Genomic DNA, 24,400 nt, shown 5'->3' with positions numbered 1-24,400 from the left:
TTTAGAGATTGGCTGGGCGCGGCTGCGGGATCGGTACGGACTTCGTGCCCGTATTGGCATCCGGCACGTCTTCGCCGCCGAGGATGAGGCTTGTCACCGCATATTGCGGCGGCCGCGTCATCTCGTGAATATAGGGCGAATGCAGAACGGTTCGCCCGGCATCGTCGCGATTTTCACTGCGGACTTTGGCAGCCTTCGGATTGCAGATCTCGGCGCTGACATCATTCACCTCGGCCGTGTTTCCATAGGGCGGCAGCGAGGCGAGCGGCACGCCTTCGTTTGCCTGGGAGGTGAGCCCCTGCTGCAGAAGGTTCGCAGTATCATCCGCCCGGCCGGCGAGACTGTCGGACCCGAGCACGACCGAAATCACCGTGCGGCCGTTGCGGGTGGCCGAGCCGATCTGGTTGAAGCCGGCGGCACAGATGAAGCCGGTCTTCATGCCGTCGGCCCCATCAAAGCGGCCGATCAGCGTGTTGAAGTTCGGATACTGCTTCTTGCCGGTATCGATGCCTTCCAGCGAGAAATAGCTCTGGTACTGCGGAAATTCCCGCTTCAGCGCCAGCGTCAGCACGGCGAGATCGCGCGCCGTCGTGAACTGGCCCTTGCCGGGCAAGCCATGCGGATTGATGAAATGGCTCGATGCCATGCCGAGCCCCTGCGCTTCCGAGTTCATCATTTCCACGAACTGATCGAGCGAGCCGCCCACCGTTTCGGCGACGGCCACGGCGATATCGTTGGCAGACTTGACGAGAAGGATCTTCATCGCATTGTCGAGCGTCAGCCGCGTGCCCGGTTTGAAATACATCTTGCTGGCCGGCTGGTCCGTCGCCTTCTTGCTCATCACCACCTGGGTTTCGAGCGAAAGACGGCCGCTTTTGATCGCCTTGAAGGTGACATAGGCCGTCATCAGCTTGGTCAGTGAAGCCGGATACCATTTCAGGAACGCATCCTGATGGGCGATGACCCGCCCGCTCTTCACATCGACGATCAGCCGCGGATTGGCCGCAGCGCTGCCGGCGGAAACGAGGAGGCCTAGTGCCGCAATGGCGGAGACCACCCGAACGGCGGTCGCGGATTTCAGATGCAAGAATGACAAGAGCGTTCCTCGTCGCTGGAGCCGGGAATGGAGGCCCGAAACGTTTGGCGCATATGTGGCCACTGTGGCCAAGCAATGGCAAAGATGATTGATTACGTCAATCAGGCGAGGCACACTCCCTTCGGGAGGATGGGTCACAACCTTATGAGCAGCAGCAGCACAGGAAATCCGAATGCCCATCTTGAACCGCGCCGCCGAACTTCAAGGCGAAGTCAGCGAATGGCGCCGACATCTCCATCAGACCCCCGAAATCCTCTATGACGTCGTTGAGACCGCAGCCTTCGTAGCCGCTAAGCTGAAGGAATTCGGCGTCGACGAGGTCGCGACCGGCATCGGCCGCACCGGCGTTGTCGGCATCATCAGGGGCAAGGGCGCCGCGGGCTCAGGCGCAGGGAGCAGTGGACGCACGATCGGTCTGCGCGCCGACATGGACGCGCTGCCGCTGACCGAACTCACGGGAAAGACCTGGGCCTCGAAAACCCCTGGCAAGATGCATGCCTGCGGCCATGACGGGCACACGTCCATGCTGCTGGGTGCTGCAAAATACCTTGCCGAAACCCGCAATTTCGAAGGCTCCGTGGCGCTGATCTTCCAGCCCGCCGAAGAAGGCGGCGCCGGCGCGCTGGCGATGATCGAAGACGGCATGATGGAGCGCTTCGGCATCGACGAAGTCTACGGCATGCACAATATGCCGGGCATTCCGGTCGGCCAGTTTGCCATCCGCAAGGGCGGCATCATGGCCGCACCCGACCGCTTCACCATCACCATCAAGGGTCGCGGCGGCCACGCGGCCCAGCCTCACAAGACGATCGACCCGATCTTCATCGGCTCGCAGCTGGTGGGCAGCCTGCAGGCAATCGCTGCCCGCAACGCAGACCCCGTACAGTCGGTGGTGATATCCGTGACCCGCTTCGATGCCGGCACGACACACAATATCATCCCCGACAACGCGATCATCATGGGCACGGTGCGCACGCTGAACGAAGACACCCGCGACCTTGCCGAAAACCGCATCCGCCAGATCGTCGAAGGCTTGGCAAGCGCCCACGGCGCCGGCTGGTCGATCGACTACGAGCGCAAATGCCCTGTTACCTCCAACCACGACAGCGAGACCGACCACGCGATCGGCGTCGCCTCATCCATCGTCGGCGCCGCCAATGTGGATGCGAACGTCGAACCCACCATGGCCGGCGAGGACTTCGCCTTCATGCTCAAACGCCGCCCCGGCGCCTTCATCTTCATCGGCAACGGCGATACGGCAGCGCTGCACAACCCCAACTACGACTTCGACGACGAAGCAATCGCCTATGGCATTTCCTACTGGGTCAAGCTCACGGAGCAGCGCCTGTCATCATAACCCGCAGAAAAAAGCTTGGCTAAACGCATCACCTTTTGTATGGGTTTTGCCGAGTGGTCCCATAGCTCAGCAGGATAGAGCGCAAGATTCCTAATCTTGAGGCCATTGGTTCGAATCCAATTGGGATCACCACATTTGCAGGACTTTTGGGGCGTCCGCGTTCCCGGCGTTCCCACAAACTGATCATTCGCTGGCTGATTACGTCCGAGTTCGCTCAGCCGTTACCCGCGACGTGATGCGTTGCTGCACAGTAAGAACAGCTCAGCACCACAACCATCCGCTACCGTCGAAATACGCAAACTCAGAACCGTGGCGAGAACTCGTAGTTGCAAAGGATTTGCTTCGACCCAAGCCATCGTAACTGCATTTGCTGCGGCCATGCTCAACGTCTCGATTTTGGCCAGGCTTGAATTTTCGCATGGCTCTTTCAACACACAATAGAGCGCCTGCAAAATTCATCAAACAGCGGATCAACTAAATCCCGACCTCGACGAAATTTATACTGTTTAGCTCGAATTTATTTAACGTTGCCTCGAGACAAGATTGAAGATCGGTGTCCAAGGCCATTCTGATTGCGCTGATCATCTCTGCCTCGAAAGCATCGATGCTGTGGTAGGCGATCAGGTTGGACGACGAAGCCGCCTTACACAGCACTTCGACAACGCGTCTTTCGTTCGTGAGGCCCCTCAATGCTCCAGCGCAGGCGACCACGGCATCATGGTAAGCTGCGTCCCGGGAACCCGGCCACGCTTCGATCAAATACTTCGCCGCCTCCTTCGTGCTTTTGATACGCACAAAGGTCTTGGTTTCCCCCCGCAACTCGATGGTGACGACGTTGTCCCATTCAGCCATGGCTATGTTCGCCCAATCCTCAAGTAGAGCTAATTTAGCGGGCAATACTTGAGCGGGGCTGGTGACTGTCGTGTGGAAAAGAGGACCTGGCGATGTAGTAGATCGGCGCCACCGTACGAGATCGACTTGAGGTCGATACCTGTAGAAAGCGGGTACTTGGCCAACGTGCGGCGCCAGCAGGCCAAACTCTTATACCAGTGCACGATGTCTACATACTGCGCCACGCCTTTCACTTCCAGAAGGCCGCTCCCGTGGCTGAGAACGCGCGCTGTCGGAAGGATGTCGCGTTTCTCTCTACGAAAATTCCGTGTTCCCGGGATTACGTTCTCGGAGATTTCGCCGTCCATTCGGGATCACCAATTCCGCACCCTCCTCGTCTATACTTGCGGCGTGGCCTGCTTCCTGGCGCGGTTTGTGCGCAATGGGCGGGTCGCCCCCTTGAGCACGAAACCGAGAATGCCAGCGGCGACCCAGCCGGCGAAGAAGCCACCGCCGGCCCAGGTGAGGCCTGCGGCGTCGATCGGCACGGCCGGCACATAGTCGCGCCATGTGTTGGTGAATGTCATGGGGTCGGCGTTGCGCATCACCACGAACGGCTTGATCGGCAGCGAGGCCTTGATCAGTTCATCCTGCTGCGTCAGCAAGGTCTCGTAACGCTGAAAGATGCCGCGCATCGTGTCGCCTTGGTCGCGCAGGAAGGTTTCCGGCGAGCTCGAATAGACGTTGAGCGCTTCTTGCCGGCCAAGACCGTGGTGGTTGGCCTGGGTGTCGAACTGGGTGATCATCACCTTCAGCTCATCGAGCGCGCCGCCGATGCGCTGGCGGTATTGCTGGGCAAACTCGGGCGCCTGAGAGAAAAACAGGCCGCCCAGTATCGCTGCAGCCATCGTCAGCATTCGTCCGAACATCAGCATCGCATCACCCCGTTCGTGGACCCCTTTCACAACGGGAGATACCTGGAAAGGTTGCGGGCAGGAATACTGGTGGCATTTTGAGGCGCCTCAAAGTTGCGCTTTACCCGCTGCGCCGACCTCGTCGATCTGAAAACCCACGGCAAACGGTTCAGGTCTTGCGGACATGCTCCATACGGAAGCCGAGGCCCATCAGTCGTCCCGAGAGATGGGCGAGAAGCGGAAAGCGGGCGATGCCGCGGATAAAAGCTGGCGGGCCTTTGCGTTTTTGCGCATCGACCTCATCGCTGCGGCGGCTCGAGCGCATCATCAGCTGCAGTTTCTGCGTGGCGCGCGTCGGAAAGCTGCGGCGCTTTTCCACGGCCGCGAGATCCGCATCCGAGAGCCTGTTTTCGCGCAGCGGCTTTGCCAGAATGTTTGCCGTCGCCACCGCATCCTGGATGGCAAGGTTGACGCCAACGCCGCCGATCGGCGACATCGCATGCGCCGCATCGCCGATGCAGATCAGGCCGCTGCGCCACCATTGTGTCAGCCGGTCGATCCGTACGGTCAAAAGGCTGACGTCGTCGAAGGAGGAGATCTCCGCCATCCGCGCGGCCGGAAGCGGCGAAACGTCCACCACTCGCTGACGAAAAGCCTCGATGCCTTTTTCGCGGATGTCTGCATAGGTCGTGCGACGGACCACATAGCCGCATTGCCAGTAGTCACCCCGGTCGATCAGCACCAGACCCTGGCTTGGACCGGCATGCCCCATCACCTCGTTCGGATCATCCTTCTGCTTGGAAAGCTTCATCCACAGGACTTCGCTCGGCTCTCCAAAGCTTTCGACGGTGAGGCCGGCCTTGTCCCGGATGATGGAATTGCGGCCATCGGCCCCGACGACGAGTTGCGAGCGGATGGTCAGCGGACCATCCGGCGTTTCGACGCAGAGGCCGGCAATTGCGTCCTTCTCCTCAATGAGCCCGGTTACCTTGGCATCCATGATCAGCTTGAAATTGGGATAGCTTTGCGCCTGCCTTGCCATGAAATTCAAAAAATCCCATTGCGGCATGAAGGCGATGAAACGGTTCTTGACCGGGAGACGGGAGAAATCCGCCATGGTGATCGTCTCGCCGCCCATCTGCGCGGAAAGCTTTGGCGCCCTTGTATGCGGCAGTGCCAGAAAGTCATTGATCAGGCCGAGCTCTGTGATCACTTCCAGCGTCGAGGGATGGATGGTATCGCCACGGAAATCGCGCAGGAAATCCGCGTGCTTTTCGAGCACGACCACATCGACGCCGGCCCGCGCCAGAAGAAAGCCCAGCATCAGGCCCGCCGGCCCTGCCCCGGCGATGACACACTGGGTTTCGATCTTCTGGGTTTCGATCGTCTGGGTCTCGATCGTCTGCATATCCGTCATGACCTACCGGGCTCTTCGAAAGTTCGGAGTTGAGCGCTTACACTTGTGAGCCGCCGCTTTCTCTTTTAGACCAGCGGTCACCGTAAAGACAGGACATACCATGGCCGAAACCGGCAAGCGTCGCATCAGCATTCTTGGTTCCACCGGCTCGATCGGCGTCAACACGCTCGATGTCGTGAGCCAGCTTGGCGGGCGCGACGCATTCGATGTCGTTGCAATTACCGGCAACGCCAATGTCACATTGCTGGCCGAGCAGGCGATAGCCTGCGGCGCAGCGCTGGCCGTAACCGCCGATGATGCCCATTACGACGCGCTGAAATCGGCACTGTCAGGCACCGGGATCGAGGTCGCGGCGGGACGCTCGGCGCTGATCGAAGCGGGTGCACGACCGTCCGACCTGGTGATGGCGGCAATCGTCGGGACTGCCGGCCTTGCGCCGACGCTTGCTGCTGCGGAACGCGGAGCAGACATCGCCCTTGCCAACAAGGAGTGCCTGGTTTCCGCTGGCGAACTCTTCGTTCGGGCGGTGGCCGAGGGCGGCGGTCGGCTGATCCCGGTCGACAGTGAGCACAGCGCGATCTTCCAGTCGCTGGAAGACGACCAGCACCATGCGGTGGAACGCATCGTTCTGACCGCGTCCGGCGGACCGTTCCGGACATGGAGCCGCGAGGAGATGGCCGGCGTCACGGCAGAGGTTGCCCGCGCCCATCCCAACTGGTCCATGGGGCTAAAGATCTCGATCGGCAGCGCCTCGATGTTCAACAAGGCGCTTGAAATCATCGAGGCGAAGCACCTGTTCAATATCAGGCCGGACCAGATTGAGGTGATCGTGCATCCGCAATCCATCATTCATTCCATGGTGGGTTACCAGGATGGATCCGTCATTGCGCAGCTCGGCAGTCCGGATATGCGCACCGCCATCGGCTATGCGCTGACCTATCCCGAACGGCCGAAGCTGAATGTAGAGAGGCTCGATTTCGCCAAGCTCGCACGGCTGGATTTCGAGGCGCCGGACGAGGTTCGGTTTCCGGCACTCAGGCTCGCCCGCACTGCGCTGGAGCGCGGCGGCGCGCAGGGCGCGATCATGAATGCCGCGGAAGAGATGGCATTTCATGCCTTCTGCGCCGGCAGGATCGGCTTCCTCACCATGGCGGATGTGGTCGAAGACGTGATGGACGCGATGATGGGTCACGCTGCCACAACGATGGATGCCGTGTTTGCAGCAGACGCTGAAGCACGCCGCCGTGCCGACGAAATCATCGACAAACGGGAAATGGCCGCCTAAGCGCCCAAAGCCATCGGCTACGGCGGGACGGCCGCGTGATCAGACAAGTTCATTGCGTGATGTGAAGACGGGGCGACTTGGAGCGCCCGGCATCCCCGTGACACGCACGGGGATGAGGCAAACGTCGTGTCAGGCGACCTGGCGTGCCAATGCGCAGCGCGACCACAGCTGATGCAGCGAGCTGACCAGATGTTCCAGATCCGCATCCGTATGCAGCGGCGTCGGTGTGATGCGCAGGCGCTCGGTCTTTTTCGCAACCGTCGGATAGTTGATCGGCTGGACATAGACGTCGCAGGTGTCGAGAAGGATGTCGGAGATCCACTTGCACTTGGCCGCATCGCCGACCATGACAGGCACGATATGGCTTGGGTTGTGCATATGCGGGATGCCCTGCTGATCAAGCATCATCCGCAGCTTCTTGACGCGATCCTGGTGACGCACGCGCTCGAACGGGCTTGCCTTGAGGTGGCGGATCGATGCGATCGCGCCGGCAGCAAGTGTCGGTGGCAAAGCCGTGGTGAAGATGAAACCGGATGCGAACGAACGGATGAAGTCGCACAGCGCCGTCGATGCTGCGATATAGCCGCCCATGACGCCGAAAGCCTTGCCAAGCGTACCTTCGATGATTGTCAGACGGTCCATGAGGCCTTCGCGTTCGGCAATGCCGCCGCCGCGCGGGCCGTACATCCCGACCGCATGAACTTCGTCGAGATAGGTCATCGCACCGTATTTGTCGGCAAGATCGCAGATCTCCTTGATCGGGGAGATATCGCCGTCCATCGAGTAGACGCTCTCGAACGCGATCATCTTGGGCGCCTTCGGATCGGCTGCCGCAAGCTTTGCTTCCAGATCGTTCAGATCGTTATGCTTCCAGATCACCCGGTCGCATTTGGCATAGCGGATGCCCTCGATCATCGAGGCATGGTTCAACGCGTCGGAAAAAATGATCAGACCGGGGATCTTCTGGCCGAGCGTACCCAGCGTCGCCCAGTTGGAGATATATCCGGACGTGAACACGAGCGAGGATTCCTTGCCGTGAAGGTCCGCGAGCTCCTGCTCCAGAAGAACATGGTAGTGGGTGGTGCCAGAAATATTCCGGGTGCCTCCCGCACCCGCGCCACAGTGATCAATGGCCTCGTGCATGGCCTCGATCACGGCCGGGTTCTGGCCCATGCCGAGATAATCGTTGGAACACCAGACGGTAACCTCCCTCGGTCCCTCGGGCGTATGACGCGTCGCGCGCGGAAAACTTCCGCGATGCCGCTCGAGATCGGCGAACACGCGGTAGCGGCCTTCCGAATGAAGTCCGTCCAGTTCGCTTTTGAAAAATGCCTCGAAATCCATGTCACACTCCAGAACCTACCCCGGTTTTGGGTCCGGTTTCGCCATGCGTCAAGCCCGAATAGGTCAATTTGCCCCGACCTGCGGCGAAAAGTCCGATTTTTTGGAACAATTCCAATGAAGCGAAACTACCATTGAAATCTGCCAAAATCGTTACGAGTCAGGCGACCCCGAAAAGACGAAAGACTTTCCGAACAATCGGCTCGATCTGGCGTGATGCGACTTCCCCCACCTTCTCATCATTCCCCAAGTCGGCCAGCCGATCAATCCCCATTTCATACCGGCGAAACCTGACTGAAAGCGGATTTTTGCCACAGCCATCGAAGAATGAGATCAGAATGTGTCTTGCTTATATGGACTATTTGAAGAGCCGGCCTATTGTTCATCGGATGCACAAAAGCCCGGCGTGCGCACCTGCAAGGGTTTCGCCGGACACAATCAACCGGCAGGAACTACTCAGGAGGAATTCATGAAAAAGGCTTTGATGCTTCTCGTGCTCGGCGCATCTCTCGCGAGCTGCACCGCGACTGAAAAGGGTGCCGGTATCGGCGCTGCATCCGGCGCCATCATTGGCGGCGCAGTCACCGGTAACGTCCGCGGCGCAGCCGTTGGCGCAGCCATCGGCGGCGTTTCCGGTGCGGTCATCGGCAACGTGTCGGAACAGCCGGGCCAGTGCTATTATCGCGATCGCTACGGCCGTCGCTACATCGACGATTGCCCGCGCCGTTACTAATCGGAGCGGCGCTCGACGAGCACCGCAAGACTGTGGCCCTGGAGCATGCTCCAGGGCTTTTTCATTTATGTAGACATACTTATCGACGAGAAGGGGGTACCCCGTTAAACAATTTGCGGCTACACAAGACCAGGAGCTGGTCATGATGGCCGGGGCGGTGATAAGTCGGCAATAAGTTAGCGTATGCAGAACGTAAGCAGCGGGCGGAAGAAGATGAATTACCGGAGGACCGGTTCCGTCGCAGCGATTGCGGCCGCCCTTCTTTGTTCGCCTGCGCTCATCGAGAGCGCCTACGCCTTCAAGCTTTTCGGCATTACACTGTTTGGCGACGACGAGGACAAGGTCGAGGTGATCGACCCGGTCCGCTACGACGCGACTCTGGAAGCCGGTGATGCGGACAAGAAACTCAAGGATCGCCTGGAAACCGCGGCATCGCTGATCGCCGACAAGGACGAGCCTGTATCCGGTGACCTTGGCATCGTCATCAAGGCCCGCGAAGACCGGGACCGCCTGGTTGCTGTTCTCTACGAAGAAGCCCGGTATGGCGGGGTCGTCCGTATCTCTGTTGCCGGAACGGATATCGACGCGCTGCCACCCAACCCCACCTTCGACCACTCATCACCCGTTCCCGTGACGGTTCAGATCGAACCCGGTCCGGTTTTCAAACTTGGCTCGGTACGGTTCGACAAGGATGCGGCCGGTCGCAACCCCGCGGACTACGATCTGGAGCCTGGCGGCGAAGCTGGTTCGCGCGTGATTCTGAAGGCCGGCGAAAAGCTGCTGGTCGACGTCAAGGCAGAAGGTCGTCCGCTTGCCAAGCTCACCGAACGGCAGGTAACCGCCGACCATCGCACCAACACGGTCGATGTCGTGCTTGGCGCCATCTCGGGCCCGATCGCACCGTTCGGCATGGTCACGGTCAAAGGCTCGCGCACAGTCGACCCAGCCTTCATCAAACGCTATTCCCGCCTCGACAAGGGCGGCCGCTATTCACCGGTGCAGCTGAAAAAGGCCAATGACCGGCTGCGCGAGCTCGGCGTGTTTTCGAGCGTCACGATTCAGGAATCCGATGCTCTTGCACCGGATGGATCGCTGCCGCTGATGATCGAGGTTTCGGACGGCAAGCAGCGGTATTTCGGCTTTGGTGCCGAATACTCTTCGCTCGATGGAGCGGGTCTCTCGGGTTACTGGGGGCATCGCAATCTGTTTGGCCAGGCCGAATCGCTGCGCGTGGAAGGCAAGGTTTCCGGCATCGGCGCAACGACCGACGTCACCACATTCGACTATTCCGCCGGTATCGTCTTTACCAAGCCGGGCTTTCCCGTGCCTGAGGCAACGTTCGAATCGCGCCTGGAAGCCAAGAGCGAAAATCCAGACGATATCTACGACGCGCAGTCGATCGCCTATTCGGCCGGCTTTTCCTACGAACTCAACGACACCGACAAGCTCACCGCCGGCGGTGAAGTCGCGTATATTCTCGCCGACGATGCCTTCGGAAAGAATGAGTACCTGACGTTCAGCGTGCCTGTCGGCTTCGAACGCGACGCGCGTGACAACAAACTGGACCCAACCGAAGGTTACCGCGCAACGCTTTCCGCCAAGCCTAGTTATGAGTTCTTCAATCAGAGCATTTTCTCGTCTTTCGAGGGCTCGATTTCCGGGTATCTCGGTTTGGGTGCAGAGGATCGGGTCGTGTTTGCAGGCAAGCTGAGTGCGGGGACGCTGGTCGGCGCCGACGAGCTGCAGGACATCCCAGCCACCAGGCGCTTTTATGCCGGCGGCGGCGGATCGGTGCGCGGCTATTCCTATCGCGAAATTTCGCCTTATAACGGCGATGACGAAGCGCTGGGCGGACGATCCTACACTGTGGCCTCTTTTGAAATGCGCGTAAAAGTGTCAGATAGCATCGGCATCGTACCGTTTCTCGACGTCGGTACGGTTTCGACCGAAATCGTGCCTGATTTTTCTGATATAAGAGCTGGAGCGGGGATCGGGTTGCGTTACGCCACTCCTTTCGGGCCGATCAGGCTGGACGTCGCGCTTCCGTTGCGACGCTATGACGACGGTAGCCAGTATGGAATTTATGCCGGCATTGGCCAGGCATTCTGAAAGGTAAAGTTGCCAGCATGACGCTTTTCGTTCGCCTGCTGAGATGGGTCTTCAAGGCCGCGATTGCCGCGGTCGGGGTCCTTTTCGTCATGGCGCTCGGCGTCGTCCTGTTCGTTGCATTGACGCCGTTCGGCGGAAACATTGCGGCAGAGCGGATCTCGGCGCTGGTGTCCACCCCGGACCGCAAGGTCAGTTTCTCTCGACCGGAAGGTCTGCTGTCGGGTGATCTGCGCATCGACAGCCTGACGCTGTCGGACAAGGACGGTGCCTATGCCGAAATCGGCGGCATCGAGGTCGACTGGTCGCCATCGGCGCTGGTCTCCGGCGTCTTCCGCGCAGACCGGGTTTCCGCAACGACCGTGAACTTCATTCGTCCGCCGCAGCCCGATGCGACCATAACGACGCAGAGCACGACAAAGTCGTCCGGCTCGCCGCTGCCGGTCGGCATTCGGGTCGCGCAGATAGATCTGCCGGATATCAACCTGTCGCAGGCCCTCTCCGGACGCGATTTTGCGCTGTCGGTGAAGGGCTCGATCGATGCGACCGGCCCCAACATCTCGCTCAAGCTGGAAGCAACCCGCAAGGACGAGATGGATGCGAAGGCATCCGCAGATATCGTCTACGCACCGTCGGAAAACCGCCTGCAGCTGAAGGCCTCGGTCTCCGAACCGCAGGGCGGGCTGCTCGCCCGCCTGTTGCGCCTTCCCGGCGCTCCTGCCGTCGCATTGGGGCTGGATGGCGAAGGACCTCTCTCGAACTGGGCCGGCCGTCTTGTCGGCAATGTCGATGGCGCACCTGTCATCTCCGTGGACGGCAAACATGTCCTGGTCGACAACGGCGCCCACCGCGTGGAAATCATCGGTGGCGGCCAGCTTGCAACGCTGATGCCGCCAGCCTTCCGGTCGCTGGTCGAAGGTACAACGGACATCAACGTCGCCGCCATCTACGCGCCTTCGGGTCGCGTCGACATCCAGCGCGGCGACCTCACCTCCGGCGCCGTGAAGATTACCGCAAAGGGCGCATGGGACCCGAACGGCGACAACAGCCTGACGGCCGGCGTTTCCGGCACCAAGGGCCCGGTCTCGATCGCGTGGCCGATCAACGGCCAGGAGAGCCGCTTCTCCATTGATACGATCAATTTCACCCTGACCGGTGCCGCAGCCTCTGCCCGTTTCAATGCGACGGCAGCGCTGAATTCGGCAGAGCTTCCGCAAGGCCGGTTCGGCCAGGTGAGGCTACAGGCTGAAAGCGAGGATCTCGACCTGATCCAGCGGGCCGGCAGCATCCGCAGCCGCCTCACGATTGGTCAGATGAGCTTCGTCAATCCCGACCTCAACCGTGTGATCCGCGGGCCGCTGACGCTCGACGCACCACTTCGGCTGGCACCACCGGCCATCGGCCTGGATGCAGCGACGCTCGAAAGCGCCGGCATCAGCGGTACGGTCAGCGGCGCATTCGATACGTCGAAGCAGACAGTCACTGGCAATTTCCGCATTTCGACCAATGCCTCGGTCCTGCCGCCGTCGCTGGCACCGAAGTTTGAAGGCGCAATTGCCGCCGAAGGCTATGTCGACGCCTCCTCGGCAAACCGCATCAGCCTGGAAAACGTCACGCTGAAATCGAACGCACTCGAAGCCCGCGGCAACGTGCTCTATGAAAACGGCACGCTGGTCAGCCACCTTGCCGGACGCCTTCCGGACATCAAGCGCTGGCTGCCGGATGCCGAAGGCGCCGCAGGCTTTGACATCACCACCAGCGGCCCCACCACGGCACTGGCCGTCAAGGCCGTCGTCAACTCCGCCGAGGCAAGGCTCGTCGGCCGCAAGCTCGAAGATCTGAGCTTCACGATCAATGGCACCGCCAATCCACAGGCGCCGCAGGGCACGATCGTCGCCAAGGGCACTCTGGACAGCCAGCCGATCCGCATCAATGCCGATGTGCAGTCGGCGAACGGCCAGACGTCTGCCCCCAATATCGTCGCCGAAATCGGCCCAAACCGCCTGAACGGCGCACTGACCTTCTCGCCGGAATTCCTTCCCACCGGCGAAGTCACCTTCAACTTCCCCGATGTGGCACTTCTTGCCGCACTCGCAGCCCAGCAGGCGCAAGGCGACCTGCGCGGTTCGGCGACCTTTGCCAATGTCGACGGCAAGGCGAGCGCTGTCGTGAAGGCCGAAGGTTCCTTGCTGAAGCGAGGTGCTATCGAGATCGCCCAACCCAAGGTCGACCTGACGATCCCGGACCTGAAGGCGATTGCGGCTGCCGGTTCGATCAGTGCGGCGCGCATCGGCAGCGGCACCAACGTCATCGATAACATGCAGTTGGGTATCACCCACGGTGGTACGACGACGGACTTCAAGCTGTCCGCGACCTACGACAATGCGCCACTCGAGGGTGCCGGCGCGATCCAGACCGCGGACGGGCTTGCTGTCGAGATCAACAGCTTCAATGCGACTCCGCGCAAGATCCCCGTACGCCTCGCTGCCCCAACCCGGATCGTTGTCGAGAACGGCAACGCGCGGTTTACCGACTTTACCATTGCCACCGGCAACGGCCGTCTGTCTCTGAACGGGATCGCCGGCACGGCGCTTGATCTTTCCGCCAAGATCACGTCCCTGCCGGCCAGCCTGATCAACACGTTCGTACCCTCGATCAATGCAGCCGGCGTCATTTCCGGCACGATCAATGCAACGGGCACGACCTCTGCCCCGGCGATCAAATATGATTTGGAATGGAGTGATGCACAGCTTCGCCAGATGCGCGACGCTGGCATCGCACCCTTTCGACTCCAGGCTGCCGGAAGCTTCGCCGACCGTACAGTCACACTAGACCGCACCCGTCTCACGGGATCCGATGGTCTCGAATTGACCGCCGACGGACGCGTGATCCTCAACGCCGACGGCGCGCCGGCGCTCGACATCAATGCAAGGGCCAGATCTGTCCCGGCCAGTCTCGCAAATGCCTTCGTACCGGGCCTCGGCGCAAAAGGCGCGATCTCCGGGACCGTGGTGGCAACCGGAAGTCCCCAGGCGCCGGCCGTTCGTTACGATCTGCGTTGGGCGAACGCCTCCGTCAGCCAGTCGACATCCGCAGGCGTTGCTTCGGTGGATGTGACTGCCAAGGGTACCTATGAGGGTACGCGCGTAACCGTCGACCTCGGTCTCACCGGCGGCGGCGGTATTTCGCTCACCGGTGGCGGCGCTGTCTCGCTCGAAGGCGACAAGGCGCTGAACCTTAAATTCGATGGGCGCTTTCCGTTTTCCATACTCGCGGGCCAACTTGCCGCCCAGGGCTTCGTGCTGACAGGCACCGGCAATGTCGATCTCGGCATTCGCGGAACGGCCAAGGCACCGCTTCTCTCAGGCAGCGTCACCTCCTCAGGGGCGAAGTTCGTCGATGCCAGGCGCAATCTCGCCATCAACAATCTCGCTCTCAACGTTCGGCTCGACGGCACCCGCGCCACGATCGAGCGGCTGGGCGGAACGCTTGCAAGCGGCGGCACCGTCGCCGTGACAGGCTCCCTAGAGACGACCGAGGGCTTTCCGGCCGATCTGCGCATCGTCCTCAACAAGGCGAGCTATGCGGACGGAAACCTGTTTGCGGTCACCGCTGACGGAGACCTCACGATCAACGGCCCGCTGCTGTCGGGCCCGGCGCTGAAGGGCAAGGTGTCGCTGACCAAGGCTGCGATCACCGTGCCTGCCCGGCTTCCGTCATCACTGTCATCGATCGATATCCGCCACCGCAACGCCCCACGCGACGTTGTGCGCCAGATGGAGGAAATCCGGCCGAAAAGCGCAAAAGGCGCCAGCGAACCGATCGCGCTCGACCTGCAGATCCTGGCACCGAACGGTATCTTCGTGCGAGGCCGCGGTATCGACGCCGAGCTCGGCGGCGACCTGACGATCAGGGGCGACGCAGTCACCCCTGTCATTTCCGGTGGCTTCGACATGCGTAGAGGCCGCATTGTCATCCTGTCAAAGCGGCTGGACTTTACCGAAGGCAAGATCACCTTCGGCGGCGGTCTGGTACCGATCCTCGACATGGAAGCAAACACGAGCTCCGGCCAGACGACGATCACGGTGAACATTACCGGCGTTGCCAACGATCCGACGATTTCCTTCTCCTCCGCCCCTGCCCTGCCGCAGGACGAGGTTCTGGCACGACTGATCTTCAACCAGTCGATGTCGCGTCTGTCGCCGCTGCAGATTGCACAGCTGGCCGATGCCGTGACCCAGCTTGCCGGCGGGGGCTCGACGTCGCTGCTCGAAAAGCTGCGCAGCAACCTCGGCGTCGATGACCTCGACATCAGCACAGACGATACGGGCCAGACGACGGTATCGGTGGGGCGCTACATCAACAAGCGCACCTACTTCCAGGTCGAGCAGGGCGGCCAGAACGGCGCTCAGGCCACCATCAATCTGGATGTCGGGCGTGGCGTCAAGCTGAAGGCCGGCGCCGGCAGCGAAGGCGGCACCGCAGGCGTATTCTACGAAAAAGAATACTGACCAGGTGACGTAGAGCCACCCACAGCCCACCAGACGGGAAACATCCGACTGCCCTGAACGTAACCGGAAACCGGGCGCAGCAAGAGCTGCCCTGCCTGCGGAGACATGCCAGAACATTAGCGAACTGGTGAGCAAGTTTAGAATTGCGAAATACTCTTCGCATACAGTTAGCGAATTGAAACTTGCCATACGGTTTGCAGCACCGTTGCGGAAAGGTCAGCAGCGCCAGCTGAAAGCCTTGAACCGGACCTGCCGCTGTCGCCGTAAAGGCCTGCACGAACCGGGAAGAACTTTGATGTCCGCGACGATCAACTCGAAGACTTACAGTGGCGATACGCTTGAGATCATCGCCTTCCGCCTTCACGATCAGGAGTTCTGCGTGAAGACAACCACCATCCGCGAAATCCGCGGTTGGGCCCCGTCGACACCGCTCCCGCATGCACCGGCCGACGTCATCGGCGTCATGAACCTGCGCGGATCCGTCATCCCGATCATCGATCTGGCCTTCAAGCTGGGCATGAAGAGCACTGTCGCCAACGAGCGGAGTGCGATCGTCGTCGCCGAGGTGCATAACATGGTCATCGGCATGCTGGTCGATCGCGTGTCCGACATCCTGACCATTCCCGCAAACACGGTTCAGCCGGTTCCGGAAGTCTCCGCTTCGTTCGACAAGTCATTCTCGGAAGGTATCATCGCCAACGAAAACGGCATGATCTGCTTCCTCAACCTGTCGAAGATGTTCAAGGGCACCGAAGTAGAAGAACTCGCTGCCTAAACCATCCCCGCGATTTGAACAAAGGCCGCATGACTTAGTCATGCGGCCTTTGTCGTTTGCTTCGTAATACTTGCTCACAATCAGGTTTCATCCATCACTTTTTAATATTTATGCTTTCTAATATTATCCCGGGGCGACGACCATCCCGCTGTTGGGAAAAGGCGTCAAAAGTACGCAGCCAAGTGTCCGACGCGGCGCGGCAAGGGGATAATCATGCTGGGATTGGGTAAAGCCGGGGATGTGGCGCGGATCTTCGACGCCATATCGCGTTCGCAGGCCGTTATTGAATTTGATCTGACCGGCACCATCCTGGATGCCAACGAGAATTTCTGCCAGGCGCTGGGGTACACGCTCGCAGAAATAAAAGGCAAGCATCACCGCATGTTCTGCGAGCCCGCTTTCGTTGCGTCCGACGAATACCGCTCTTTCTGGAAAGACCTCGCTGCCGGCAAGTTCGAGGCGCGGGAGTACAAGCGTATCACCAAATCAGGCGGGGAAATCTGGATCCAGGCCTCCTACAACCCGGTCATGCGCAACGGCAAGCCATACAAGGTCATCAAGTTCGCGACCGATATCACGGCCACGAAGCTGAAGGCAGCCGACGACGCGAGCAAGCTTTCGGCAATCAGCCGGTCGCAGGCCGTCATCGAATTCACACCACAGGGCGAAATCCTCGACGCCAACGAAAATCTCTGCAACGCTGTCGGCTACGATCTGGCCGAGATCAAGGGACGCCACCACCGGATGTTCTGCGAGCCTGGCTATGCGGCGTCACCTGCCTATGCGGAATTCTGGAAGAAGCTGTCGGAAGGCGAGTTCATTGCCGACGAGTTTGTCCGCTACGGAAGGGGTGGCCGCGAGATCTGGATCCAGGCCGCCTATAACCCGATCCGCGATCTCAACGGCAAGGTCACGAAAGTCGTCAAGTTTGCAACCGACGTGACGCCGCGCATGAACGCAATCGGCATGCTGAGCAAAGGCCTGCGCAATCTCGCGGACGGCAAGCTTGACCAGTCGCTCGATACGCCCTTCGTGCCGAGCATGGAAACCACCCGAAGCGACTTCAACGAGGTCGCCGCCAAGCTGACCGATGCCATGCGCACCGTGGCGCAGAATGCAGCCGGTATTGCCGCGGCTTCAACCGAAGTCCGTGACGCATCTGGAGAGCTCGCAAAGCGCACCGAGCAGGCGGCAGCCGCACTTGAGCAGGCCGCAGCAGCCCTTGAGGAAGTGACTCGCACCGTCACCGATTCCAGCAGCCGCGCCGACGAGGCCGGCAAGCAGGTCAGGGCCACCAAGGAAAATGCCGAGCAATCCGGCCTTGTCGTGCGCAGTGCCATTTCGGCGATGGACGAGATCGCCGCATCGTCGAACGAGATCAACAACATTATCGGTGTAATCGACGACATCGCCTTCCAGACCAACCTCCTAGCCCTGAACGCCGGTGTCGAGGCGGCGCGCGCGGGTGAAGCGGGCAAGGGATTTGCCGTGGTTGCTCAGGAAGTGCGCGAACTCGCTCAGCGTTCGGCCAAGGCCGCCAAGGAAATCAAGACTCTGATCAACACCTCGGCACATCAGGTCTCCAGCGGTGTCGAACTGGTCGGGCGTACCGGCCGATCACTGCAGGAAATCCTCGTGCAGGTGGCAAGCATCCATGAAAATGTCGGCGCGATCGTCGAGGCATCCCGCGAGCAGGCAACCAGCCTGCGAGAGATCAGCAGCGCGGTCAATCACATGGACCAGGCGACCCAGAAGAACGCCGCGATGGTGGAGGAAACCACCGCTGCCAGCTATTCACTGGCCAACGAGGCCGATAGCCTGAAGGCTCTGCTCAGCCAATTCGATATCGGCTCCGTCACCTCACAGGTCCGCAGGCCGGAGTCGAACTATATGCCGGCAGCAGCCAACGTGGCGCCGCTGCGCATGGTTCAAGGCAATCTGAAAGCCGCCGGTGGCTGGGAAGATTTCTGAGACACCCTCAAGAGCAGCCGGGGCGGCGTTCAGGCAACCTCGGCTGGCTCGAAACGGATCCGGTGCGGATGCGTGAAGATCTCGAAATCCTCGCCGCGTGAGAGTGCGACAAGGGTCATGCCTGCGGCGTCCGCCGTGCGGATGGCCAGTGCGGTCGGCGCCGATATGGCGATCAAGACTGGGGCACCGAGAATGGCGGCCTTCTGCACCATTTCTACCGAGATGCGGCTGGTAACGACGACGACGCCTTCGGCGCCCGTGCGGCCTGCGCGCATCACGGCGCCCGCAAGCTTGTCGAGCGCATTGTGCCGGCCGACATCCTCGCGCACCGCAACCAGTCCCTCGCCGAGGACATAGAAACCGGCTCCGTGAACCGCGCGAGTCTGGGCATGCAACGGCTGGGCGGAGTTGAGCGCGTTGCTGGCACGCGCAATGTCGGCGGCTGACAGAAGCATGTCGACACCGGAGACATCAGGCACCGGACGCATGGCCTGCTCGATCGATTCGATGCCGCAAAGACCGCAGCCGACGGGTCCTGCCATATGGCGTCGTCTGGCGCGCAGAGCATCTTCCTTGTCTTCGGCAAGCGTGACCTGAACATCGAGACCGTCGCCCTCCTGGAGCACCTCGATCCCTTCAATCTCGGCGATGGAGGCAATGATGCCTTCCGTCAGCGTGAAACCGGCCGCGAAGTCCTCGAGATCGGCAGGCGTGCCCATCATCACCGCCTGGGTTGAGCCACCGTAGGAAAAGGCGATCGGCACCTCCTCGGGTACGAACCGGCTCGTTTCCTTGACGAGCCCATCGCGATAGGACGTTTCAGCCAGCGAAACGGTCGGCGCGATGCCGCCCTTGTGTTCATCATTCAACGTGGACATCAGGACTTTCCGAGCAGGCGCGCCTCGTGGAGCAGCGCTGAAACCAGTGGCGTATTGGGTTCGCGATGCGGAGCGACAAGACCAACCGTATGGCTGACATGCGGCTCCACGATCGGAATGGTGCGGATATTCTGCGAGAAACCGAAGGACTCGGCCACGTTCTGCGGCATGATGCTGGCCCAGCGACCGGTACCGACATGCGCCAGCAGCGTGACCATCGAATTGGATTCAAGCATCGGCCTCGCCGTCACGCCGGCTTCCGCGAGGTGCTGGCTTATAATCCGGCGGTTCTGCATATCCGGCGTCAAAAGGCAGAGCTGCAACCCGGCCATTTCGGTCCAGGTCACCTGTTTACGATCGGAAAGCTGCGTGCCGTCGGCCGTGACGAGATTGTAGCTTTCTGAATAGAGCGGAATGCTGACGACACGACCGAGCGGCTCGTTGTCGAGATAGGTAATGCCCGCATCGATCTCGAAATTGTCGAGCTGCGTCAGGATCTGCAACGATGTGCGGGACACGACCGAAAACGTCACATCCGGATACCGGGTCTGGAAGGGCCCAGTCAGGCTGGGCACCATGGCAAGCGCCGTCGGGATGACGGCAAGACGGATGTGGCCCGCAAGACCCTTGCGGGCGGCGCGCATTTCCTCGCGCATCGTGCGGGCATCGCCCACAATGCGTTTTGCCCATTCCAGCACGCGCTGTCCCTCGGGCGTCAGGCCCTGATAGCGCGAACCGCGCACCACGAGCTGGACGCCGAGACTGTCTTCGAGGTGCCGGATCGCCGCCGACAGGGAAGGTTGGGCAATGCCGCATTCCTCGGCCGCGCGACCGAAATGGCCTTCCCGTGCCAGCGCAATGAAGAATTCCAGCTTGTCGATCAAAGCCCGCTCCCACACGATATGGCTTTGACTTGCCGGAACTTCCGGCGCCACATCCTATCAAATCACTCTGCCGGCAACTTATAGCGGCAAAAGAAATCGAATGCGCAGGAGATTTCGGCGTCGTCAATCACCTCTTCGTTGGTCGACGCTGGTAGACCGCAGGCTCTGCGAACTCAGGGTGCAGACGGCCTGGGATCAGGCGATCCGGGTTGCCGTGAGACGATCCTCGTCCAGCACGATGCCGAGACCCGGTGCATCGCCGAGTGCCAGCCAGCCGTGACTGTGCTTCAGCGGCGAAGCCATCGGATAATCCCGCCGCGCCCCGCTCCATTCCGGATTGTCGTAAGGGTATTCGAGGAAAGGCGCATCCCCCACGCCGGCAGTCAGATGCGCGTTGGCGAGCACGCCGATTCCGTTGGTCCAGCTGTGCGGCGTAAACGTCACCCCCGCCTCCCGCGCCTGATAGACGAGCCGCCGGCAACCGGTAATGCCGCCCACCAGCGCAACATCCGGCTGGATCACGTCAAGCGCACGCTCCTCGATGATATCGCGGAATTCCGAGAGCTCGCGGGTCATCTCGCCGCCCGCGATCCTCACCGACGTCGCCTCCTTCAACGCTCGCATGCCCTTGCGGTCGGACCGGAACAGCGGTTCTTCCATCCAGTAGATGTCGAGCCTTTCCAGTTCCTTCGCAACCGCAAGTGCATCCTTGAACGTCCATGGCAGTGTCGTATCCCAGGGCATGCGCCAGCCCTGATTGCAGTCGACCATCAGTTCCAGGCGATCGCCGACGCGGGCACGGATCGCTCCCAGCGCCTTGATGTCATCCCGCCAGCTCGACCGTCCGCCGGCAGAGGACGAGAAGCGCACCTTCATGGCCGGAAACCCCTCCTCGACGTAACGCTCCGCCTGATCCGCCATCGCCTGTGGATCGCGCAGCACGCCCGAGGATGCGTAGAGGCGCACCTTGTCCGACCGCCCTCCGAGCATCCGCCAGACAGGCTCTCCATTGATCTTGCCCGACAGATCCCAAAGCGCCAGATCCAGCGGCCAGCAGCGGCCATAGTGAAAGTTGATATGTGAGAGCACCTCGTAGTGCCGCTCCAGATGACGTGGGTCCTGGCCGATGAACAGGTCCTCGTGACCCTCGAAACCCTTCATCAGGTCGCCCGAGCCGATCCCCTCCCGGCCCTCATCGTCCCTGACGCGCACGATCGTGGCGTCGAAATGATGCCGCGGCCTGCCATCCCAGCTCGCCTTGAAGGCTGGATCGAGCGGCAGGCGATGATGGGTGATCTCGATCGATGCGATACGGCTCATGGCTTTCCTCCGCTGATGTTGCCGGACTGACGAAGACCCCTCCCCACCCTCCCCACAAAAGGAGGGCTTTAACCCCGCGGCACCCCCGAGGATCAATTCCAAGTGAGCGAGTGCCGCGCTGTATCTCCCCCCTTGTGGGGGAGATGGCCGGCAGGCCAGAGGGGCCTTTGCTATGTATGAACAGCCTCCCGTCATCAGGAGGCGAGATTTTCACCCGAACTGCTGCCAGATGGTCTTGTAGTCGCAGTATTTGTCGATCGCATGCACCGAACGGTCGCGTCCGAAACCGGATTGCTTGAACCCACCGAACGGCGTCGAGAAATTCGCCATGTCATAGGTGTTGATCCACACGGTGCCCGCATGGATCGCTTCCGAAACGCGGTGGGCGCGGTCCATGTCTTTGGTAAACACCGCGCCAGCCAGACCATAGATCGTATCATTGGCAAGCCGCAGCGCCTCCTCCTCCGTATCGAAGGGGATGACGGCAAGCACCGGGCCGAATATTTCCTGCCGCGCCAGGCTCATGTCGTTGGTCATGTCGATAAAGACGCCGGGCGAGATGTAGAAGCCCCCCGTTTCGGAAAGCACCCGCTCGGCTCCGAAGACACGTTTGGCACCCTCCGTCTCGCCGGCAGCGATCATGCCGAGCACCTTTTCCATATGCGCTTCGTCGATCAGGGCGCCGATCTGGGAGGAAGGCTCGAACGGATGCGCGAGCGCGATGTCGCTTGCCGTCACCGCCTCGATCTTGGCAATCAGCTTCTCCTGAACCGAGCGCTGCACCAGAAGGCGGGTCGAGGCATGGCAGGTTTCGCCGGCATTGTAGAAGCAGCCCCAGGCGGCGGCAGATGCTGCGGCATCAAGGTCAGCATCCTCGAACACGACGATGGGCGACTTGCCACCGAGCTCAAGCGCCACGCGCTTGACGTTGGATTGGGCTGCATACCCCATGATCAGCTTGCCGACTTCGGTCGAACCGGTGAAGGCAATCATGTCCACATCCATATGCAGCGCCAGCGGCTTGCCCGCCTCTTCGCCGTAGCCGGTGACGACATTGAACACGCCGGCCGGAAGACCGGCTTCCACCGCCAGTGCCGCAAGCCGGAGAGCCGAAAGAGACGATTGTTCGGCCGGTTTGAGGACGACGCTATTGCCGGCCGCGATTGCGGGACCGAGCTTCCAGGCATCGATGATCATCGGGTAGTTCCAGGGCGTGATGACCCCGACCACGCCGAGCGGCACTTTTCGCACCAGTGCGCGGGCATTCGGCCCGGTCGGTGCAATCTCGTCATACTGCTTGTCGATCATTTCGCCGTAATACTGGATGCCGTCGGCGCAGAGGCGGACATCGACATTGAGCGAGGCCAGAACCGGCTTGCCGACATCGAGCGTTTCCAGCATCGCAAGCTCTTCGGCGTTGGCCCGGATCAGTTCGGCCCATCGAAGCATGATCTTCTTTTTCTCAAGCGGCTCTCGTCTGCGCCAGACACCACTCTCGAAGGCAGCGCGGGCAGACACCACAGCCGCATCGATATCCGCACCGACGCCACGCGCGAGTGCGACGCCCGGCTTGCCGTCCATCGGGCGCGGACGGGTAAACGTCTCGCCTGATAGCGCCGGGCGATAGTCGCCCTCGATAAAAAGGCGGCCTTCGAGCTTGAGCGAGGAAAGCGCGCTTTCCCAGTAATCGCGGGTATAGGTCGTGGTCATCGGAGTGTCCCTGTTCCTAAAGCGTCTTCGGCAGCGCCATGATCGTGTTCGCGAAGGCGTCGATATCGGCGTCGGATACCTCGCGCACGGTCGAGCGGCGCATCGGCTGGTTTTCTGGCGCCCGCATTTCGGAGGAGAGGTCTGACGCTGAAAAGGCGTCGAATGCCCTCGGCAGCGCGCGCTGTACCCCGCAGCGATCCATGAGATCGGTAACGAACCCGGGCAGCGCCTGCGCATCGGCAAGACCCAGCACATGGGCTGCGTCATTCAAGTCCGGCGTGTCCGTATCGCAGAGCCACGAAAGCGTCGCCTCGAAGCCGAGCGCCGTGGCAAGCCCGTGATGAACCGGCGCAAGCCCGGCCAGCGCATGACTGATATTGTGGGCGACAGCCGTGCCGCAGTTGTCGATCGCGATACCGGCATAGCAGGAGCCGAGCAGCACCTTGCCGCGGGCGTCGAGATTGCCTGGAGCTTTGACGGCCGTTTCCAGCGAACCTGCCACCAGCCGCATGGCCTCATGGGCATAGAGTTTCGCGCCGGCATGCGAGTTGCGGTTGGTCGCCGCCTCGAACGCGTGAATAAAGGCATCAAGGCCGCACCATGCCGTGAGGTGCGGCGGAAGCGAAATGGTGAGCTCCGGGTCGAGGATCACGAGATCCGCCTTGGTCTCCGCTCCCCAGATCCACAGCTTCTTGCCTTCCGGCCCGGCGAAGATATTGGTCGCAGACGTTTCCGAGCCGGTGCCCGCCGTCGTCGGCACCATGATCTTCTTCAGGGGGTTGCGGGGAAGCGGATTGGCCGCCAGTGCATAATGCATCGGATCCTCGTCGGACGCGGCGCAGCAGGCAGCGATCTTGGCGATATCCAGCGCCGACCCGCCGCCGATACCGATGACGAGATCGGAACCGCGGGCGAGTTCGCTTGCGGCGCGAAGATGCGCGAGTTTGGGTTCGCCCGAGAAATCCGAGTATAGCCGCACCTCGATGCCCGCCGCCGCCAACTCATTCGCAAGGGTCGCAGCCAGACCCGTCGAGGCCAGGAACCCGTCCATGACAACGGTCGCGATCGCCACGTTCTCGAAGCTTTTGGCCGCGGATCCGAGATCGCCAAACAGGCCGGAGCCGAAACGGATATCTGGTACTGATGACGTCTGGAACTGCATGACGGAAACACCCTGACAGGATCGCTTGCCGTGAGTGTGCATCACAATTTCACATCTTCAAATCCATCGGTTTTTCGGGCTTACTGATGACTTGAGATCATGGAGGGTG

General features: G+C 61.0%; 17 protein-coding genes and 1 tRNA gene. 8 read left to right on the top strand and 10 right to left on the bottom strand.

Going from position 1 to position 24,400, the window contains the following annotated elements:
• Position 1 precedes the first annotated feature (1 nt).
• Positions 2 to 1,087 (bottom strand): D-alanyl-D-alanine carboxypeptidase family protein, encoded by a 1,086-nt coding sequence (locus tag BLW69_RS01110; protein ID WP_244474111.1) that lies wholly within the window; start codon positions 1,085 to 1,087, stop codon positions 2 to 4.
• A 181-nt stretch (positions 1,088 to 1,268) separates the two neighbouring features.
• On the opposite strand from BLW69_RS01110, the gene BLW69_RS01105 reads away from it, so the two are divergent.
• Both BLW69_RS01105 and BLW69_RS01100 read left to right on the top strand, forming a co-directional pair.
• Positions 1,269 to 2,453, top strand: coding sequence for a M20 aminoacylase family protein (locus BLW69_RS01105; RefSeq protein ID WP_092659366.1), 1,185 nt, complete (start codon positions 1,269 to 1,271; stop codon positions 2,451 to 2,453).
• A gap of 55 nt (positions 2,454 to 2,508) precedes the next feature.
• A tRNA-Arg gene (locus BLW69_RS01100) sits at positions 2,509 to 2,585 on the top strand.
• Between the two features lie 342 nt (positions 2,586 to 2,927).
• On the opposite strand, the gene BLW69_RS01095 is transcribed toward BLW69_RS01100, so the two are convergent.
• The 3 genes from BLW69_RS01095 to BLW69_RS01080 all read right to left on the bottom strand — a co-directional run bounded on the left by BLW69_RS01095 (position 2,928) and on the right by BLW69_RS01080 (position 5,606).
• Entirely contained in the window at positions 2,928 to 3,305 is a 378-nt protein-coding gene (locus tag BLW69_RS01095) for a DUF982 domain-containing protein (protein WP_092659364.1), read from the bottom strand.
• 377 nt (positions 3,306 to 3,682) lie between these two features.
• Positions 3,683 to 4,219, bottom strand: a complete 537-nt coding sequence (locus BLW69_RS01085) for a DUF2937 family protein (protein WP_092659360.1) — start codon at positions 4,217 to 4,219, stop codon at positions 3,683 to 3,685.
• Between the two features lie 148 nt (positions 4,220 to 4,367).
• Positions 4,368 to 5,606 (bottom strand): FAD-dependent oxidoreductase, encoded by a 1,239-nt coding sequence (locus BLW69_RS01080; RefSeq protein ID WP_244508761.1) that lies wholly within the window; start codon positions 5,604 to 5,606, stop codon positions 4,368 to 4,370.
• 109 nt (positions 5,607 to 5,715) lie between these two features.
• Here BLW69_RS01080 and dxr point away from each other — a divergent pair, with 109 nt between their 5' ends.
• A complete protein-coding gene (gene dxr, locus BLW69_RS01075; RefSeq protein WP_092659356.1) occupies positions 5,716 to 6,900 on the top strand; it encodes a 1-deoxy-D-xylulose-5-phosphate reductoisomerase in 1,185 nt (394 codons plus the stop codon).
• 129 nt (positions 6,901 to 7,029) lie between these two features.
• On the opposite strand, the gene hemA is transcribed toward dxr, so the two are convergent.
• On the bottom strand, positions 7,030 to 8,244 hold the full coding sequence (hemA, locus tag BLW69_RS01070; protein ID WP_062581729.1) for a 5-aminolevulinate synthase: 1,215 nt from the start codon (positions 8,242 to 8,244) through the stop codon (positions 7,030 to 7,032).
• A 466-nt stretch (positions 8,245 to 8,710) separates the two neighbouring features.
• Here hemA and BLW69_RS01065 point away from each other — a divergent pair, with 466 nt between their 5' ends.
• From BLW69_RS01065 to BLW69_RS01045, 5 genes are all read left to right on the top strand, one after another.
• Entirely contained in the window at positions 8,711 to 8,974 is a 264-nt protein-coding gene (locus BLW69_RS01065; RefSeq protein ID WP_062462576.1) for a glycine zipper domain-containing protein, read from the top strand.
• A 213-nt stretch (positions 8,975 to 9,187) separates the two neighbouring features.
• Complete coding sequence (locus tag BLW69_RS01060; protein WP_162734882.1) at positions 9,188 to 11,083, top strand: autotransporter assembly complex protein TamA; 1,896 nt, start codon at positions 9,188 to 9,190, stop codon at positions 11,081 to 11,083.
• Between the two features lie 17 nt (positions 11,084 to 11,100).
• Entirely contained in the window at positions 11,101 to 15,591 is a 4,491-nt protein-coding gene (locus tag BLW69_RS01055; RefSeq protein WP_092659352.1) for a translocation/assembly module TamB domain-containing protein, read from the top strand.
• 295 nt (positions 15,592 to 15,886) lie between these two features.
• Positions 15,887 to 16,366: a chemotaxis protein CheW gene (locus BLW69_RS01050; RefSeq protein ID WP_062462566.1), complete on the top strand. Its 480-nt coding sequence runs from the start codon at positions 15,887 to 15,889 to the stop codon at positions 16,364 to 16,366.
• A 213-nt stretch (positions 16,367 to 16,579) separates the two neighbouring features.
• Complete coding sequence (locus BLW69_RS01045) at positions 16,580 to 18,337, top strand: methyl-accepting chemotaxis protein (RefSeq protein WP_092659350.1); 1,758 nt, start codon at positions 16,580 to 16,582, stop codon at positions 18,335 to 18,337.
• 29 nt (positions 18,338 to 18,366) lie between these two features.
• Here BLW69_RS01045 and fdhD read toward each other — a convergent pair whose 3' ends face one another.
• From fdhD to BLW69_RS01020, 5 genes are all read right to left on the bottom strand, one after another.
• A complete protein-coding gene (fdhD, locus tag BLW69_RS01040; RefSeq protein ID WP_092659348.1) occupies positions 18,367 to 19,215 on the bottom strand; it encodes a formate dehydrogenase accessory sulfurtransferase FdhD in 849 nt (282 codons plus the stop codon).
• Positions 19,215 to 20,099 (bottom strand): LysR family transcriptional regulator, encoded by an 885-nt coding sequence (locus BLW69_RS01035; RefSeq protein ID WP_092659346.1) that lies wholly within the window; start codon positions 20,097 to 20,099, stop codon positions 19,215 to 19,217. The genes fdhD and BLW69_RS01035 overlap by 1 nt, the downstream gene beginning before the upstream one ends.
• Before the next feature lie 195 nt (positions 20,100 to 20,294).
• Entirely contained in the window at positions 20,295 to 21,419 is a 1,125-nt protein-coding gene (locus BLW69_RS01030; RefSeq protein ID WP_092659344.1) for a mandelate racemase/muconate lactonizing enzyme family protein, read from the bottom strand.
• A gap of 210 nt (positions 21,420 to 21,629) precedes the next feature.
• Positions 21,630 to 23,129 carry an aldehyde dehydrogenase family protein gene (locus tag BLW69_RS01025; RefSeq protein WP_092659342.1) on the bottom strand — a complete coding sequence of 500 codons (1,500 nt, stop codon included), beginning with the start codon at positions 23,127 to 23,129 and terminating at the stop codon, positions 21,630 to 21,632.
• 16 nt (positions 23,130 to 23,145) lie between these two features.
• The gene (locus BLW69_RS01020; RefSeq protein WP_092660940.1) at positions 23,146 to 24,291 is read right to left on the bottom strand and encodes an iron-containing alcohol dehydrogenase; all 1,146 of its coding nucleotides are present in this window, start codon (positions 24,289 to 24,291) and stop codon (positions 23,146 to 23,148) included.
• Positions 24,292 to 24,400: the final 109 nt, after the last annotated feature.

Origin of the sequence: Rhizobium sp. NFR12 (assembly GCF_900108545.1) — a bacterium.
In the GTDB taxonomy this organism is placed as follows: Bacteria; Pseudomonadota; Alphaproteobacteria; order Rhizobiales; family Rhizobiaceae; genus Neorhizobium; species Neorhizobium soli.
Note: the sequence above shows the minus strand (reverse complement) of the source record. Positions and strands in the feature narration are given on the sequence as shown.